The organism is Streptomyces sp. JLBG701 (genome assembly GCF_058544905.1).
The window spans coordinates 409,427-425,133 of sequence record NZ_CM178588.1; the positions used below are offsets into that span (position 1 = coordinate 409,427).

The 15,707-nt window shown below is 69.9% G+C and carries 14 protein-coding genes; 6 read left to right on the forward strand and 8 right to left on the reverse strand.

Translation table 11 applies throughout. From position 1 onward, the window contains the following. Window positions 1-20 precede the first annotated feature (20 nt). From AC5DRG_RS01990 to AC5DRG_RS02000, 3 genes are all read right to left on the reverse strand, one after another. A complete protein-coding gene (locus AC5DRG_RS01990; RefSeq protein WP_491807589.1) occupies window positions 21-857 on the reverse strand; it encodes a nuclear transport factor 2 family protein in 837 nt (278 codons plus the stop codon). Window positions 858-954: 97 nt separating this feature from the next. Beyond that, window positions 955-1,530, reverse strand: a complete 576-nt coding sequence (locus AC5DRG_RS01995) for a flavin reductase family protein (RefSeq protein WP_491807590.1) — start codon at window positions 1,528-1,530, stop codon at window positions 955-957. 37 nt (window positions 1,531-1,567) lie between these two features. Further along, window positions 1,568-2,842 (reverse strand): acyl-CoA dehydrogenase family protein, encoded by a 1,275-nt coding sequence (locus AC5DRG_RS02000; protein WP_491807592.1) that lies wholly within the window; start codon window positions 2,840-2,842, stop codon window positions 1,568-1,570. A gap of 160 nt (window positions 2,843-3,002) precedes the next feature. Between AC5DRG_RS02000 and AC5DRG_RS02005 the strand changes: the two genes are divergently transcribed. The 4 genes from AC5DRG_RS02005 to AC5DRG_RS02020 all read left to right on the forward strand — a co-directional run bounded on the left by AC5DRG_RS02005 (window position 3,003) and on the right by AC5DRG_RS02020 (window position 7,485). After that, window positions 3,003-3,713 carry a TetR/AcrR family transcriptional regulator gene (locus tag AC5DRG_RS02005; RefSeq protein ID WP_491807593.1) on the forward strand — a complete coding sequence of 237 codons (711 nt, stop codon included), beginning with the start codon at window positions 3,003-3,005 and terminating at the stop codon, window positions 3,711-3,713. Window positions 3,714-3,979: 266 nt separating this feature from the next. Beyond that, window positions 3,980-5,383: an MFS transporter gene (locus tag AC5DRG_RS02010; RefSeq protein ID WP_491807594.1), complete on the forward strand. Its 1,404-nt coding sequence runs from the start codon at window positions 3,980-3,982 to the stop codon at window positions 5,381-5,383. 84 nt (window positions 5,384-5,467) lie between these two features. Further along, window positions 5,468-5,839 carry a hypothetical protein gene (locus tag AC5DRG_RS02015; protein WP_491807596.1) on the forward strand — a complete coding sequence of 124 codons (372 nt, stop codon included), beginning with the start codon at window positions 5,468-5,470 and terminating at the stop codon, window positions 5,837-5,839. Then, window positions 5,836-7,485: a sodium:solute symporter family transporter gene (locus AC5DRG_RS02020; protein WP_491807597.1), complete on the forward strand. Its 1,650-nt coding sequence runs from the start codon at window positions 5,836-5,838 to the stop codon at window positions 7,483-7,485. Before AC5DRG_RS02015 ends, AC5DRG_RS02020 begins: the two co-directional genes overlap by 4 nt. A gap of 260 nt (window positions 7,486-7,745) precedes the next feature. Here the strand turns inward: AC5DRG_RS02020 and AC5DRG_RS02025 are convergent, their stop codons facing one another. After that, a complete protein-coding gene (locus AC5DRG_RS02025) occupies window positions 7,746-8,201 on the reverse strand; it encodes an acyl-CoA-like ligand-binding transcription factor (RefSeq protein WP_491812944.1) in 456 nt (151 codons plus the stop codon). Between the two features lie 148 nt (window positions 8,202-8,349). Here AC5DRG_RS02025 and AC5DRG_RS02030 point away from each other — a divergent pair, with 148 nt between their 5' ends. Further along, window positions 8,350-8,712 carry an aquaporin gene (locus tag AC5DRG_RS02030; protein ID WP_491807598.1) on the forward strand — a complete coding sequence of 121 codons (363 nt, stop codon included), beginning with the start codon at window positions 8,350-8,352 and terminating at the stop codon, window positions 8,710-8,712. Window positions 8,713-8,742: 30 nt separating this feature from the next. On the opposite strand, the gene AC5DRG_RS02035 is transcribed toward AC5DRG_RS02030, so the two are convergent. Beyond that, the gene (locus AC5DRG_RS02035) at window positions 8,743-10,077 is read right to left on the reverse strand and encodes an MFS transporter (protein ID WP_491807599.1); all 1,335 of its coding nucleotides are present in this window, start codon (window positions 10,075-10,077) and stop codon (window positions 8,743-8,745) included. Window positions 10,078-10,441: 364 nt separating this feature from the next. On the opposite strand from AC5DRG_RS02035, the gene AC5DRG_RS02040 reads away from it, so the two are divergent. Further along, window positions 10,442-11,170 (forward strand): DUF4328 domain-containing protein, encoded by a 729-nt coding sequence (locus AC5DRG_RS02040; protein WP_491807600.1) that lies wholly within the window; start codon window positions 10,442-10,444, stop codon window positions 11,168-11,170. A gap of 18 nt (window positions 11,171-11,188) precedes the next feature. Here the strand turns inward: AC5DRG_RS02040 and AC5DRG_RS02045 are convergent, their stop codons facing one another. The 3 genes from AC5DRG_RS02045 to AC5DRG_RS02055 form a co-directional block, all read right to left on the reverse strand. Then, window positions 11,189-11,968 carry an alpha/beta fold hydrolase gene (locus AC5DRG_RS02045; RefSeq protein WP_491807601.1) on the reverse strand — a complete coding sequence of 260 codons (780 nt, stop codon included), beginning with the start codon at window positions 11,966-11,968 and terminating at the stop codon, window positions 11,189-11,191. Window positions 11,969-12,030: 62 nt separating this feature from the next. Beyond that, window positions 12,031-13,170 (reverse strand): alpha/beta hydrolase, encoded by a 1,140-nt coding sequence (locus AC5DRG_RS02050; protein ID WP_491807602.1) that lies wholly within the window; start codon window positions 13,168-13,170, stop codon window positions 12,031-12,033. Next, window positions 13,167-15,668 carry a thioester reductase domain-containing protein gene (locus AC5DRG_RS02055; RefSeq protein WP_491807604.1) on the reverse strand — a complete coding sequence of 834 codons (2,502 nt, stop codon included), beginning with the start codon at window positions 15,666-15,668 and terminating at the stop codon, window positions 13,167-13,169. The genes AC5DRG_RS02050 and AC5DRG_RS02055 overlap by 4 nt, the downstream gene beginning before the upstream one ends. Window positions 15,669-15,707 lie beyond the last annotated feature (39 nt).

Below are 15,707 nucleotides of genomic sequence, written 5' to 3' on the forward strand. Positions count from 1 at the left end.
AACAGGCGAAATAAGGGGGGTCAGTCCTGCGAGCGTGGGGGCGGCACGGGGTGCCGGGGCGGAGCCGCCTTGCTGACGCCGCTCCAGTGCTCGGCGAGCAGCCCGCCTCGCACCCGGAAGGCGTCGTAGACGAAGTACGGATACGTCCCAGCGCTGACGTCGGGGTCTGGTTGGGGCATGAGCCCGGCGCACACGACGATGTCTCCCTCGGCGAGGAGCAGCACCGGCGGGTTGAGCGGCTCGGCCGGCGTCGGCAGGGGCCCGTTGGGGAACTGATTGCGCACGAACTTCTCCAGTCCCGCGCGGCCGGCGGGGTACAGGGAGGTGTGCTGCCGGTAGTCCTCCGTGACGAAGTCCTTTACCGCGCCGGGGTTCTGCGCATCGAAGATGCAGCGGTAGAAATCGCGCACCAGGAGTTTGTTCGCCTCGGTGTCGTTCTCGGGGTCTGTCCGCACCAGGACCGCACGTGATGGTGTGTCCGGTGCCGGCGGCTGCGGCAGGGCGACCTTGTTGACGGACGGCCATCGCTCGGTGATCCGCCCGTCGCGGACTCGGAAGGTGGTGAACGTGTAGTAGTCGAACGTGGCTCCGGAAATGTCGGGATCGGGCTGCGGCAGGTAGCGGCAGACGCAGACCAGATCGTCGTCGGCAATCGTGAAGACAGGTTGCGGCGGCGGGGCGGCGCCATCCGCTCCCGAGGTCCCGGTCTCACGCCGGAAGCAGGCCCTCAGGTATTGGGTGTAGGCCTGCACACCGTCCGGGACGTCCGCGCCGTGCTGCACCAGTTCAGGGGCGACGTATTCATGGACCGCGTCGGCATTCCGAGCGGCGATGACAGTGGTGAAGAAATCGGTCACCAGGCGCTTGCTGGCGGCGGTTACGGAATTGGGTGAATGAGACATGGGGGAGCTCGCTTTCGTCAAGGTCATCACCGAGGCATCCGGAGAGTCCACGTCAGGCAGGCACTGCCGACCGCTCACCGCTGTCCAGGCGCCGAAACCGACTGCCGTGGAAGACCAACGGGTCGGCCGCCGGTACCGTCCACAGGCGCCCCACCTCCAGCAGGGCGATCGCGTGGTCGCCGGCGGGCAGTTCGGCACGCAGAGTGCAGTCGAACCAAGTGACCGCCCCATCGACGAACACCGCGCCCTGCTCCCCCTCCTCCCAGCGCACCTCCGTGAAACGGTCCTCGTCCCTGCCCGCCAGCGCACGGCACACGCCGTCCTGCCCCTCGCCCAGCACGCTCAGCCCCAGCCGGGGCAGTGCCCTGAGCCTGGGCCAGGTACGCGACGACGTCTGCAGGCACACCGAGACCAGCGGGGGCGCCAGCGACACGGAGGTGAAGGAACTCACGGCCATGCCCACCGGATCGCCGCCGTCCATCCCGCAGATCGCGATCACCCCGCTGGGGAAGCAGCCGAACGCCTCCCGCAGTGTCTTCTCGTCCAGGGACGCCGCCGGCTGCGGTCGCCTCTCGATGCCACCTGCCTCCCCCCTCAGCAGGCGGTCATCGCGCTGACTGTTCACCATCGAAATCACTTCCTTCCTGTCGGCGGACGGACCGGACTCAGCCGACCTGCGGCAGTCCGCCGGCGAACATGGACAGGGGCTCCAGGCCCAGGACTTGGCGGCCGCTGATCTCCGCCATCGGGTCGAACCGGATGGCACCGTGCGTCGCCAGCACCCGCACGTCGCGCACGAAGCGCTGGATGGGGTTCTTCAGGCTCACGGTGGAGGAACCGAGGGTGAGCTGGAGCCGGTCGATGGCCTCCGCGCACAGCCGGACGGCGTAGACGAGGTCCATGGTGATCTCGGACTCCTCCGCCGCCGTGAACTCCTCCCCGGCCAGCGCCCGACGGTCCACTTCATCCGCGTGCCGGAGAATCACGGCGTCGGCGGCGTTGATCATCGCTCGGGCCGCGCCGGCGGCCACCTGCGCGGACGGCATGTCCGCCACCGTGGGGTAGGGCAGGTTGAACGGCTTGCGCGCCCGTGCCTGCTCGGCGAAACAGTCCAGCGTGCCCCGAGCCATCCCGAGAGCGATCGCGACGTTGCTCAGACAGGTGATGATCATCAGTGCCCGCGCGCCGTTGAGGAACCCCATGCCCGAGTAGCGTTCGCGGACGCGGTTCATGGTCGCGGGGAGATCTGCCATGTCGAGGCAGCGGTGCTCCGGGACGAACACCTCCCCCTCGACGGCGATGCCGTTGCTCGACGAGCCCTTCAATCCCATGACATGCCAGTCGTCCAGGATCGTGTACTGCTCGCGCCGCAAGAGCGCCATCGCACGCCGGGGTTGACCCTTCGCGTCCTCGTATCCGACGCCGACGACCGCCCAGGCGGCGTGCTTGCAGCCGCTGCCGAACGCCCACTTGCCGGAGACCAGGAAGCCCCCTTCCACCGCTCGCGCCGATCCCACGACGGGCGAGAACACCGAGGCGCCCACCGCCAACGGCCCGACCCAGGTGTCGACTTCCTTGAACACCTCCTCGACGGTCTGCTCAGGGAAACCGAGCAGATTGCGGATGCCGCCGGCCACGAACACGGTCCACGCCGCCGCACCGTCCCCCTCAGCCAGGGCGGCGGTCACCTCAACGGTGTCGCGCGCCCCGAGGGCGTCCCCACCGAGCTCCGGCGGAAGCATGATCTTGAAAACATCGGCCTCGTGCATGGCTTGCAGCGTTTCGGGCGTCAGCGCGCCGATCCCCTCTCCTTCCAGGGCGTTGCGCCGCAGCAGTGGCACAAGAGCGCGCGCCGCGTCCCGGATCACCCGGCCGCGGTCACCCGGCGATGCCTCGACCTGCCGCGACACCACGGAAGACAACGGGTGCTGGTCACTCATCGGGCTGCTCCTTGAGGGTTCAGTAGCTGGTGTACTCAGCCGAAATTAACTGCACTGCACCGTCCAGTACACTATTGACCGTACGGTAGGGTCACACAGAGGTCAACAGGCAGAGCGATACGGGCGCCTGCCGGGTCGGCAGAGCCCGAGAAGGAGTGAAATGGCGGTCAAGGGACGCCCCGGAAAGGCGACGGGGTCCCGGGGCAAGCGGGAGGCCGTACTCGACGCGGCCGTCGAGGTATTCCTCGCCCGAGGCTTCGACCAGACGTCGATGGACGTCGTGGCAGCCCAGGCAGGTGTCTCGAAGACCACTGTCTACGCCCATTTCGGCGACAAGGTGGAACTCTTCCGCGCCGTGATCGAGCGTGGCAGTTCATCCCTGGACTTCGACCTGGATCAAGCGATGCTGTCATCCGTCGACGACCCGCAGGAGCGACTGACGCACATCATCACCAAGCTCCTCGAGGCGACGACCGCCCCGCAGTACCTCGCCCTGATCCGAGTTCAGGCCACCGAGACGACCCGGCGTCCCGAACTGGCCGAGGCGATGCGCGCGCTCGGCGTACCGCACATCGTCGACGTCGTGGCCGCGACACTCCTGGAGGACGGCCAGCGGCACGGGTACACCTTGCCGGACGCCCACGCGTACGCCGCGCTGTTCGTCCGCTCGGCGGCAGCCGGCCTGCAGATGGACGCCCTCCTGAGCCCGGAGCCCTGTCGCGACTCCGCCCGGCTCGCCGCGCACGCCCGCTGGTCGACGACCCTCTTCCTGCGCGCCCTGCGTTCCCAGGACTCCGCCGCCTTGCCTGACGCGCCGCTCCGTGCGGCCGGCGACGTCTTTCCGTGGACCGCGCAGCCCGAGACGCACTGACGCATCCGGCCACGCCGGCCCTGGGCTCACTCTGCTCTTGGGCCACGCCCTCGCATACTCACTCCTCCTCGACTTCCGGGCGACCCAGCCGTCGCTGCGGCCGGATTCGCGAAAGAACCATGACGCAGAGGTATTGACGCGCGGGCTGTACTGAACCGTACAGTGCAGCATCTGGCGCACCCCGTGCCGCCGCGCCGCCGTCCAGGACCTGAGCCGAGCTCCAGACCGACGGCGGGCGCCCCCAGCCCACCCGAGGAGGGACGCTGATGTCCGTTACCCGGTCCGGCCCGAACCCCTTGCGGCCCGTCGATGACACCGCTTCCGCGAAGACAGCCTTGCGTGACTACCTCGCGACCGTCCGCCGCTACCCACGATCGGCCTGGAAGGCGGCTGCGGCGTGCACTCTGGCCATGGCCCTCAGCCCGGCCGCCCTCGTCACGACCACCACGTTCCTCGTCGAACCCGTCGCCCGGGACTTCGGCTGGTCACAGTCGCAGACCTTGACGATCTTCAATGTCCCGACCATGCTCGCGCCACTCGTCCTCCCCCTCGCCGGGCGCTGGGTCGACCGATGGGGCGCCCGCCGCATCGCCGTACCGGGCACCGCGCTGTACGCCCTCGCCACCGCGGTCGTCGCCGTCGTCGGAGCGAGTACCGCGCAACTCCTCCTGGCGCTGTTGGCGTTCACCCTCCTCGGCTACGTCGCCATTCTGGGCGTCGTCTACAAGGTCGTCTCCGAGTGGTTCCCCGAGCACCGCGGTTCGGGTTACTCCCTGTTCATCGGCGCCGCGTCCAGCCTGGGTGGCGCCGTCCTCGCGCCGCTGTGCCAGCTCTCCGTCGACGGTCTCGGCTGGCGGACGACGTATCTGCTGCTGGCGGCGAGCATCCTGCTGATCGTCTTTCCGGCCCAGCTCTTCCTGCTCTCCGAACCGGTACCGGCTCCGCGAGAGACCGACGGAGGAACCGATACGCAACAGCCTCCCGTGCGTGAGGAACTGCCCGGCGTGCCCTTCACCACCGCCCTGCGCACACGAGCGTGGCTGGTCCTGGCCGCCGTACTCGTCCTGGTCGCCGGCGTGGCGATGAGCGTGCGACTGAACGCCGTATCCCTCTTCGGCGACCGCGGCTACTCGGCCGCGGACGTGTCCCTGTCGGTATCGGTCCTGCTGGTGGCGTCGATCGCCGGACAACTCCTCGCCGGTGTGGTCCTCGACCGTTCGAAGGCCCCGCGTGCCTTCGCTCCCTTCGTGCTCTGCCTCGTGGTGGGCACCGCCGTGGTCTTCGCCGCCCGGGGAGGGCAGTGGGCGCTGTTCCTGTCCATGGGACTTCTCGGCGCGGTGATCGGCGCCGAATCCACCATCGGCCCCTATCTGGTGGGCCGTTACTTCGGACTGCGGGACTTCGGACAGATCCAGGGCATGACGCTCGGCCTGGTCACTCTGGTGGGCGTCGGCCTGATCCCGGTCCTGGCGCAGCGCACGGCCGAACAGACCGGCGGGTACGACGTGACGCTGTTCGCCCTGCTCGGCGTGGGTCTGCTCGGCCTTCTGCTGACGTTCGCGCTGCCGCGCTACCCACGTCCCGGCCAGACCGCGGACGCGTCCAAGGACGAGAGCCCTGCCGCTGTCCCGGCGGCGGACCAGGCAGAACAGCCCGTCATCGACGCGTGACACCGCTCTGCGCCGTCATTGCCCGAGGGCGTTCGACTCGGCATCCGTTCAGCGCTCACTCGTCCACCGACCAGGAGAAGACCGATGCGTCACAGACCCCGCCCACCCGCGCCCGGGGATGACCGCGACCGGCACGGTGGCCCGCCGGCTCTCCGGCAAGCGCGGCAACAGGCGTTCCGACTGGACCGGGCCTTCCTGACGTCCAACGCGATCGTCCTCGCCGTCACGATCGTCCTCGGCGCGACGGCCGGCGATCTGCTGGCCCGTCGGCTGCCCGCCACGCAGGTGACCGTGGGACTGCTGCTCTACCTCGCCCAAGCGGCCGTCCTGCTGGGAACGGCCCGCCGCTTCGATCGTCGCTGCGCACGTCTGCTGGACCCCTGGCAGTGGGCGTACGCGCAATACGACACAGGAGTGACCGACGCCGGCGGGTCAGCCAAGGGAGTCGCGCGATGACCCACGGAACCCTGCACGTGGCCGCGCCCGGGGACAGTCATGTCCTGCTCGGATTCATGCTGTTCATGATGCTGACGCTCTTCCTGACGGTCTTCTCCAGCCTCGACGAACACTCCGCGCGCGAGTTCTACACCGGCGACCGGACTTTGCCGGCGTGGAAAGGCGGACTGGCGCTGGCCGGCAGTTTCACGTCGACCTCTCTGCTGCTCACCGTCACCGGCGTGGTGGCGACCACGGGTTTCGACGGCATCACCCTGGCGACCAGCATGTTCCTGTCCCTCGGGATGCTCCTTCTCCTCGCGCGGCCCATCCGGCTGAGCGGCGCCTGCACTTTGGGCGACCTCTTCGCACTGCGGGCTTCCGGAACGGCCCCCCGGATCGCCGCCGCGGTGGCCACTCTCGCCGTGACGGCTCCGTTCCTGATCGTCCAGCTGATGGCCGCGGGCAGTGTCACCGCCTCTCTGCTCGGCTTCACAGGTATCGGCATCCAGAAGCTCTGCACCGTGCTGATCGGCTGTCTGGTCGTCACCTGCGGTGTGCTCAGCGGCGCCAAGGGGCTCACCTCGGTGCAGGTGCTGGCGGCGACGCTGGTCGGGGCGGCGATGCTCGTGCTCTGCGCCTCCGTCGTCTGGACCTTCCACGGAGACGTCGACGCCTTGATCGACGCCGCTGCCAAAGGCAGCACCCACCCGAGCGACTACCTGCGCAGTGGCGGCATGATCGGCATCGGGAGCACCACACGCCTCGACTTCGTGGGAGGTCAGCTCGCGCTGATTCTGGGCAGCGCCTGCATGCCGCATGTCCTCAACCGGGTCTATGCGATGAAGGACACCGCCACAGCACGACGTTCCATTCGGTACGCAGCGGGTGTCGTCGCCTTCTTGTGCGCCGCCGTGGTGCTGCTGGGGTTCGCCGCCGCGGCACGGATCGGCGCTCGGGAGATCTTCGGCGACCAGACGAACGGTGACGGCGCGCTGATGCTCCTGACACGCAGCCTGACAGGGAGTGCGGACAACGGCCTCGGCGGTTTGCTCTTCACCGCCGTCGCCTGTGCCCTGTTCCTGTGCATTCTGTCGGTCGTCGGCGGCACCACACTGGCCGCGGCCGGCGCCCTCGCCCGCGATGCCCACCACCACATTGCGCGGAACAGGCGCTCAGGCCCGTCGAACGAACTCATCACCGCCCGCGTCGCCGTGGCCCTCTTCGGCGCCCTGGGCATCGCTCTCGCGGTGATCGCCCAGGGCCACTCCGCCAGCTTCCTTGCCCAGCTCGCCACGACCGTGGCCGCGTCGACCGTGGCCCCGGCCCTCCTGTACACCTTCTACTGGAGCCGGTTCAACCGGACAGGGCTGCTGTGGACGGTCTACACCGGAACGTCGCTGACAGTTGGGCTGTACCTGTTCTCCCCCGCCGTGTCGGGTGGCCCGACGGCGCTCGTCCCGACAGCCGACTTCGCGTGGTTCGGCCAGAGCAACCCCGCCATGGTCTCCGTGCCCGCGGCCTTCCTGCTGGGGTGGGCAGGGAGCATGGCAGGACGGCGCCGTGCCAGACGGGCCCTGGCCGCCGGCGAGGATCCGTTCGCCGTCGACGTACTGCTCTTGACAGGACGGCTGCCCGCGTCCAGCCCTTCCACTCCCCTCCGTTGAGGAAGTCGACCCCGCACTCGCCACGTGCCGGAGTCCGTCCTTCTGCGCACAGCCGAGCGCCCGAAATACGGCTCCTCAGCGACGTTCCCGTCAGGCGTCGGCTGAGGGAAGGACCAGGCGGAAGGTGCAGCCTTGCCCGGGGGCGGTGTCGAGTTCGAGGCGACCGCCGTGATCCGCTGCCCCGGTTCCAGAAGTTGTTGGCCGAGGTGGCGGTGCCGACGTCACTCGACGGGAAAGCGTTCTGCGCGGCCAGACGGGGCTCAGTCGGCCGACAGGGTGCGCAGGAGTGCCGCGGCACGCTCGACGTATGGGATCGGAGAGTCGTCCGCGGTGCTTTGCGGAACGTCACGCGACCAGCGTTCAAGGCCGGTGCGCACGGCGGTCAGCGCGAGTGCGGCGATCAGGCTCGGCATCTCGTCCTCCGGCCGTTGCCCCATCCGTTGGGCGACCGCGGCGGCGATCGACCTCTGAAATCCGTCGATACGGCCCAACATCGCGGCCAGTACGGGGGGGGATGACTGTCCGCCAGCGCGAAGACCTCGCGCATGAGCGTCCGCTCGGGCGGATTGTCCGTCACTTCCCGCAAGAGCATCCGGGTCACGTCGGCAAGCACATCCCGGGGAGACGCGGCGCCGGCCGCGACGAACTCCACGGCCAAAGCCGGTGGCACCTCCGTCGGTCCCAGCAGCAGGCCGCCCTCCTTGTTCGGGAAGCAGTTGAAGAACGTGCGGGACGAGACCCCTGCCTCCGCACTGATCATATCGACGGTGTCAGCTCTTGCACACTCTGCATACTTTGCGGATTATTCACGATATTGGTCGGCTCGGTCCTCGGGGTCGCGGTCGGCCGACTGGTGTGGGACCGATGATCGCCGCTCCGGCCGTGGACTACGCCGTCATCCGGCCCGCCCCCGGCTGGTCCTGGATCGCCGTCGCCGCGGTCGAGGCCGCCACGATGTCCGTCATCGTCGCCGCCGCCGGTATCGGCATTCGCAGCCACAGACTCGGCCCGTTCACCCCATGGGTTGTCGGCACCATGATCGGTATCCAGATCATCGCCTTCGGTACCCTCTCCGGTGGAGTCGCCAACCCCGCCCGCGAGTTCGGCCCCGCCCTACTCTCAGGCGCCTCCTCGCTCCTGCCCGTCTATCTACTCGACCCTCCCACGGGAGGGTTCGCCGCGACCGCCATGATCCGGCGGATCAGCGCACGCCGTCGAAAGACGTAGCGGATCGCGTGCGCACCGCACAATGGTCGCTCATATGGCCCGGCTGTCGTGTGCGGTCGTCGATGGCGGGTCCTGCGCGGTCGGAAGTGTCCGTCCCAGGCGTGCCAGTGGGGACAGGACCATCACCACTGGGGACAGCAGCATGCCCGCTGCTGCCGCCACCAGGCTGGCGCGCAACCCCCACTCCCCCGCGAGGAATCCGCCGAGCAGCGAGCCGAGCGGGCTCATCCCCATGCCGACGAACGTGATCGTCGCGGCCGCACGGCCCTGCATCCCGTCCGGGGTGACGGCCTGTCGCACCGCCATGACCGTGACATTCACCAACTGGCCGGCGGTCCCGAACACGAAGTTGATCGCCAGGAGCGCGGAAACCGTCACCGCCGAGGAGCCATGCAGCGCGGGCACGCACAGAAGCACGCCGTCGCCGAGTGCCGCCGCGGCCACGAGCACCACGCCGTAGCCGAACCGGCTCGGCAGGCGGGCAGCCAGCATGGAGCCGAGGAGCGCGCCCGGTCCGATCGCCGCTAGTGCCAGTCCGACGACGGTGCCGGACAGGTGCAGTTGGCGCGGCAGGAACAGCAGGTAGACGGTCATCAGGGCCGCGAAGGAGAACTGGAAGGCGGCCGAGGCCAGGCACACGGTCCGCAGTGAAGTGTCGCTGGCGACGAAACGCACGCCCTCCTGGATCCGCCGCCGGATACCGGAGCCGAGGTGGCCTTCCGAGGTCTGCGGGATCGTTTCGCGGCGCCCGATCCGTCGTATCGACAGGAACGACAGCGCGAAGAACAGCGCGCTGGAGGCGGCGGCGATCGGTGCCGACAGCAGGGACACCAGCGCGCCGCCGAGCGCGGGGCCGGCGATCTGTGCGGCGGACCGGCTGCCCTCAAGCGCGCTGTTGCCCTGTACCAACTGGTCGCGTTTCACCAGCCGTACGAGAGACGTCTGGTAAGCCACGTCGAAGAACACGGACAGGGCCCCGACGGCGAAGGCGACCACGAGCAGCATCGGCAGACCGAGGAAGCCGAGGAGGCCGGCCGTGGCGGCGGCGCCCAGTACCAGGGTGCGGCCGGCGTCCGTCAGCACCATCACCGTGCGGGTTCGCCACCTGTCCATCCAGGCGCCGACGAAGAGCGAGAGCAACAGGGTCGGCGCCTGGCCCACCGCGCGGAGGACGCCCAACTGGTCGGCTCCGGCGTCGAGTGTCAGGACGGCGAAGAGCGGCAGGATCAACAGGCTTGTGTGTTCGCCGAGTTGGGAGGCTGTCTGGCTCAGCCAGAGCCGACGGAAATCGCCATTTCGCCAGAGGTTCGACGGGGCAGGTCGATCGGAATCGGAAACAGGGGAAGAAGAGGAAGCGGACGGCACGGGATCCCTCGGACTGCCGGCAACGAGGCCCGTCACCCGGCGCGCGAGAGGCGCACCCGCGGTTCGGGCAGGGGAAGGCTCGCCGTGCCACAACATCAAGGGCGGCACGCGATGACTGGCCGTTCAACGGCCTGGAACGTCAACGCGCGCTGGGACGACCGGGCATGACTCGACTCCTCGTGGATCGCTCGCTGCCCGCACAGTAGTGGAGCAACGTGGCGTGGAGCACCGATATATATGGCATCCCGCTCCGCCCCGACCTGCGGAATTGTCATGGACGGGACCGCATGGCATTGCGTATCGTGCGTCAGCGCGCGATCTTCCGCGGGCCGTTCCGTCTTCTCGCCCGTGGGGGGCCATCATCATGTCCGCGTCCAGTGAGCTCCGTCCGCGTCCCTTGCTTCCGGGCGGGCTGCCGCGTTCCGCGCGCGCCCTTCTGGTCTCCGTGTCGGCGCTGCTCGCGGCCGTCGCCCTCACCGATCTGTTCGCCGTGTTCGTCGGCGCGCGGATCTACACGCTCATCGACGACGACCAGGGCTTTCTCACCGCTCCGCAGGAGGAACTGGACGCCGCGTACTCGCTGTACGAGACGGCCGGCAGGCTTCAAGGCATGGTGTATCTGCCCTGCGCGATCCTCTTTGTCGTCTGGTTCTTCCGGATGCGCCGCAACACCGGGCTGCTGGCGCCGGACCGTTTCCGCAACGGTCCCGGCTGGGCCGTCGGCGCCTGGTTCATCCCCCTGGCGAACCTCTGGATGCCGTACCGCGTCGCCGTCGACATGTGGACGGCCGCCACACCGCTGCCGGGCGACGGCGAGCCGTACCGGATGTCGATCTGGCCGGTGAACCTGTGGTGGGGCCTGTTCGTCGCCGGCACGGTGTTCGACCGGTTCGCCGGAGGGCGCTACGAGGACGCCGAGAGCGTCGCGGAGATCCGGGCGGCCGTGACGCAGTACATGGCGGCCGACGCCCTGGAGATCGTCGCCGCGGCGGCCGCGGTGTACTTCGCGGTACGGCTGACCTCGATGCAGTGGCTGAAGGCGACCGAGGGGCCGTATGGGACGGCGGCGGCCCAGCAGCCCGCCTCTCAGTAGTCCGCGCCGGTCCGCGTCTCAACCCCGTCCGGTCACGAACTCCTCAAGCGCCGCGGTCAGTTCGGCCGGCTTCTCCACCGGGAGTTCGTGGCCGGCGTCGATGATGCGGACCAGCGCGTTCGGGTAGGCCTTCGCCATGCGCAGCATCTGCTTCACCGGGAGTTGGATGTCGTGGTAGCCGTGGATGATCAGGGTGGGGGTGGTGATTTCACCGACCCGGTCGAGGACGTCGAAGGCTCGCATGGCGCCGTAGAGGGTCATGACGACCTCGCGCGGGGTGTCCGCGGAGGCGCGGATGTAGGCGCGGATCTCGTCGCGCGGGTAGCCGGGTGCGAAGGCGCGTTGGATGTTCGCGGCGACGAACAGTTTGAAGGGGACGAGGGTCGACGCGCCCATCAGCAGGCCCCGGCCACGGCTGTAGGTCATGCGGCTGATGGAGTCCACCAGCACGAGGCGCTCCACCCGCTCGGGGTGGGCGAGGGTGAGGGTCTGGGCGATCATTCCGCCCATGGAGTGGCCGACCGGGATGAAGCGGTCGATCTTCAGGTGGTCGAGGAGGGCGAGGACGTCGTCGGCCAGTTCGGCGATCGTACGGACCCCCGCACCGCTGCTCTCGCCGTGCCCGCGCAGGTCGAGCCGTATGACGCGGCGCCGCTCGGCGAAGTGTGCCGTCTGGTGGTCCCAGCGGTGGCGGTTGGCCGTCCAGCCGTGGATGAACACCAGGGGCACGTCCTCGCTGTCGCGGGGGCCCTCGTCGTCGTACGTCAGTGCTGCGCCGGCGACTTCGAGCTGCGCCATGGTGGCCTCCTGCGATGCGATCCGTTACTGCCGGGTACGGTATCCGCCCTCGCAGGCCGCCGTCACCGCCGTTTGCCGAGGAAGTCGAGGATGTGTCCGTACACGTCGAGGGCGGCGCCCCTGCCGAGGAACGTGTCCAGGTGGCCGTAGCCGGGGATCTCGGTGTACGTCACGTCCAACTGGGGCTGGCGGTGGGCGAGAACGTCGTGGCAGAGCTTCTGGGAGTCGAGCCAGAGGCCGTTCTCGCTGCCGGCCAGGAGCAGGACGGGGGTGTCGATGCGGCCCGCCGCGTCCAGCGCGTTGGGCGGGAGGGCCTGGTAGCGGTGGTCGGTGTCGTGCCAGCGGACCACGCTGCGGGCCAGTTCGATGCGGCGCAGGTGCGGCAGGATCCACAGCGGGGCGGGGCCCAGCAGGTGGGCGAGGCGGTCGTGGGTCGCTTCCGTCAGGTGTTCGTGGACGAACAGTGAGGCGCCGGTGCCCCAGGCCGAGTTGTGCAGGATCTGGCAGGTGGGGTCCGGGCAGGTCGCCTTGCGGGCGGCGAGCGCGAACAGCGGGGTGTACTTCGACCACAGGCCGACCTTGCGGATGTCGACCGGGATGTGGTCGATCCGGGTCTTCAGGAGTTCCCCGGCCACCGTCATCATCAGTGACGTGCGGCCCGCGAGTTTCGGCGTGAGGAACACGCCCTGCGACACCACGCCCGCCAGGCCGGGGACGAGTCCCGCCGTCATGCTCAGTGACAGGGCGAGGGAGCCGATGCAGTGCGCGACGACGAACAGGGGGCGGTCGCCGATGCGTTGGCGGATGTGGGAGACGGCGGCGGGGATGTCGTGGAGGGCGACATCGTCGTACGTGTACCGCTGGCCCGTCTCGTTGTAGGGCAGGCGGCAGCTGCCCCGCCAGTCCAGGAGCCAGGGTTCGTAGCCGTCGTCGAGGAGGGTGTCGACGAGGTTGCGGGTCTCGGGGAGCAGGAACATGTCGGCGGATGCGGTGTGTCCGTGCAGGATCAGTACGGCGGGCCGGTCCGTGGCGCCGGTGTCGATGCGGGTCAGGCCGAGGCGGACGCCGTCTGTGGCGTGGAAGGGGATCTCCTCGACGGTGGCCGGGTCGAGGCGGTGGTGCAGGGGGCGCAGGGCCGTGGTGGTCCTGACCTTGCGCAGTGCCGGCCGGACCTGCCTGGGGGGCGTCGTCCTGAAGATCATCGGTGGTGCTCCGTCGGGGTCGGGGTGCGGCGCAGGTCAAGGAGGTCGGCGGCGGCCCGGGTGAACGGGCCGAGGAGGCCGCGGCCCATCTCCATGCCGAACCAGGCGAGCCAGGTCAGTTTGGCGGCCCGCTTCTCCTGGCCGGTCAGGTGCGGGGCGACCTTGATGCCGTCGATCTGGTCGCGGACGTAGGAGTCGGCGGGCACGATCACCTCGCCCGCGAGGCTCGCCGCTTCGCCCTCGCGGCCGATCTCCACGGTCAGGGCGCGGGTCTGGCGCCACAGGTCGCGGCGGGCCCGGGCGTACTTGTGGCCCTCCAGCCACCAGCGGCCTCCGTCCGCGTCGCGCAACGACAGCCGGTAGCGCAGGAGTTGGTGCTTGAGTCCGTGCTGGTGCGGGATGCCCTCCTCGGGGCGGATCCAGACGTCACCGCGTTCGACGGTCAGCGGCTGGGCGTGTACGGCGGTGCAGGTGACCTCTCCGGTGACGTCCACCCGGCGCTCCTTGACCAGCTGGTACATGCTCGCGATGGAGAGGGTCAGCGCCATCGAACAGGGGGTGTCGGCGGGGGCGTTGACCGGGCCGACGTGGCCTTCGGTCGTCTCGGCGAACCAGAGGTAGGGCTGGTCGTCCTTGTGCGGCAGCCGGGCCAGGCCGTCGCCGGCCAGCCGCTCGAATGTCCTGAGCTGCGCCTGCGCGTCGTAGCGGGCGGCGGGCCGCAGTCCGAGCGCGTCGACGAGCGCGGCCGTGCGGTCGGCCGTGGCCGCCGGACCCTTCAGGGTCGCCTCGCACAGTTTGAGGGCGGTGGGGCTCTGCAACACCCGGGCAAGGAAGGCCAGTTCGGGTATCGGGTCGGCTTCGAGGCGGGCCACGGCGTCGGTGCGCCACTCGTCCCAGTCCTGCACGCGCACGTGCATACCGCCGAACGCCATGTCGCGTACGACGTCGTCGAGGGTGTTGGGCACACCGGTCAGGTTGTAGTCGTAGCCCCACGCGTCCGGTTCGCAGACGACTGCGACCGCGACCCGGCTCACCCAGTCCACGGGCGCCGCGTTCAGGTAGCGGAAGGCGGGCACCGTGCGGAAGCGGCCGAAGGCGGAGATCAGGCCGCTGCTGAGGTCCTGCGGGTTGTACGCCCCGGTCTTGGAGTGGCCGCCGATGCCGCCGGGGCGCAGGGCCGAGACGATCAGGCCGTGGTCGCGGGCGCGGCGCAGGGCGACCTCGGCGGCCCACTTGGTCTGGTCGTAGCCCGCGATCAGGCGGTCGGCGTGGGCCAGCGGGTCGTCCTCGCCCATCGCGGTGATGCCGACCTCGTTGAACACCGCGATCGAGGAGATGTGGTGCAGCGGCTTGGGGCGGCCGGTGGCCGCGAGTTCGGCCAGGGTCAGCGCGCCGAGCACGTTGCCGGCGCGCAGGGACTGGTAGCCGCGCAGGAAGTCCACGGCCGCCGCCACGCCGACGATGCTGTCCACCTCGTGGGCGAGGGTGTGCCACAGCTCGTCGGACAGGCCCAGGTGCGGGCGCCGCATGTCGCCGGGGAGGACCGTCACGCGGCGGCGGATCTCCGACGACCAGGGCAGCTGGTAGCCGCGCAGTGCCTCGCCGAGCCGGGCCACGGCCGTCTCCTCGTCGGCGGCGCGGACCAGGCAGTAGACGTGGGCGTCGCTGTGCCGCAGCAGGTCGAGGAGCATGTGGCTGCCGAGGAAGCCGGTGGCGCCGGTGAGCAGGATCCGGCGGGGCGGGAGCGGTTCGGGCGCGGCGGTGAAGGGCAGCCGGTCGGCGAGGGCGAGGTCGGCCAGGATCTGGTCGAGGTCCTCGCGGCGGGCGGTGGAGTAGGGGGCCTTCCTGTCGTCGGGGAGGTGGACGGTCGTCACCGTCGGCGGGGTGCGGGGGGCCGGGATGGGGAGGGTGCTCGGGGTGGTGGCCGGGAGGGTGCCCGCGGCGGAGAGCGGCAGTGCGCCCGGGACCTGCGAGGTGATGGCCGACGAGGCGCCCGAGGACGGTGAGGCGGTGGCTGTCGAGGATGCGGACGGGGCGATCGCCGCACCCGCCGAGTACGCCGCGGCGGTGAGCGACGGGACCTCCGAGGCGACCGGTGCGACCTCGGCCCCGGCTGCCGCCAGCCAGCGTCGGGCGAGGCTGATCGGGCGGGCGTCGGCGAACACGTCGTCCAGGTCCAGCTCCACGCCCAGTTCGCCCTCCAGCTCCGCCACGAGTTCCACGGCGTGCACGGAGCTGCCCCCGGCGTCGAAGAAGTCGGCGTCGGGCGACAGGTGCCCGGCGGGCAGATAGCGGCCCGCCGCGGCGGCGATGGCGGCGGCCAGGCCGTCCACGTCCGGGAGCGGGGTGGAGGTGGCACCGGGCTGCTCGGCGCCGCCTGCCGCCATCACCTTCGCCAGCAGCTCGTCCACGCCGAGCCCGATGCCGCCCCGCTCGATCGACTCGGCCGCCGCCCGCTGTCCGGCGTGTGCCGCCGCGTCCTCGTTCACGTCACGCATGAGAGCCCTTCATGATGTGCACTGTCCTTTCCTTCAGCC

Excerpts from the sequence above, each read along its gene's own strand:
- AC5DRG_RS01995 (WP_491807590.1), bottom strand. The coding sequence starts at position 1,530 with ATGGTGAACAGTCAGCGCGATGACCGCCTGCTGAGGGGGGAGGCAGGT.
- AC5DRG_RS02000 (WP_491807592.1), bottom strand. The coding sequence starts at position 2,842 with ATGAGTGACCAGCACCCGTTGTCTTCCGTGGTGTCGCGGCAGGTCGAG.
- AC5DRG_RS02005 (WP_491807593.1), top strand. The coding sequence starts at position 3,003 with ATGGCGGTCAAGGGACGCCCCGGAAAGGCGACGGGGTCCCGGGGCAAG.
- AC5DRG_RS02010 (WP_491807594.1), top strand. The coding sequence starts at position 3,980 with ATGTCCGTTACCCGGTCCGGCCCGAACCCCTTGCGGCCCGTCGATGAC.
- AC5DRG_RS02015 (WP_491807596.1), top strand. The coding sequence starts at position 5,468 with ATGCGTCACAGACCCCGCCCACCCGCGCCCGGGGATGACCGCGACCGG.
- AC5DRG_RS02020 (WP_491807597.1), top strand. The coding sequence starts at position 5,836 with ATGACCCACGGAACCCTGCACGTGGCCGCGCCCGGGGACAGTCATGTC.
- AC5DRG_RS02030 (WP_491807598.1), top strand. The coding sequence starts at position 8,350 with ATGATCGCCGCTCCGGCCGTGGACTACGCCGTCATCCGGCCCGCCCCC.
- AC5DRG_RS02040 (WP_491807600.1), top strand. The coding sequence starts at position 10,442 with ATGTCCGCGTCCAGTGAGCTCCGTCCGCGTCCCTTGCTTCCGGGCGGG.
- AC5DRG_RS02045 (WP_491807601.1), bottom strand. The coding sequence starts at position 11,968 with ATGGCGCAGCTCGAAGTCGCCGGCGCAGCACTGACGTACGACGACGAG.
- AC5DRG_RS02050 (WP_491807602.1), bottom strand. The coding sequence starts at position 13,170 with ATGATCTTCAGGACGACGCCCCCCAGGCAGGTCCGGCCGGCACTGCGC.
- AC5DRG_RS02055 (WP_491807604.1), bottom strand. The coding sequence starts at position 15,668 with ATGCGTGACGTGAACGAGGACGCGGCGGCACACGCCGGACAGCGGGCG.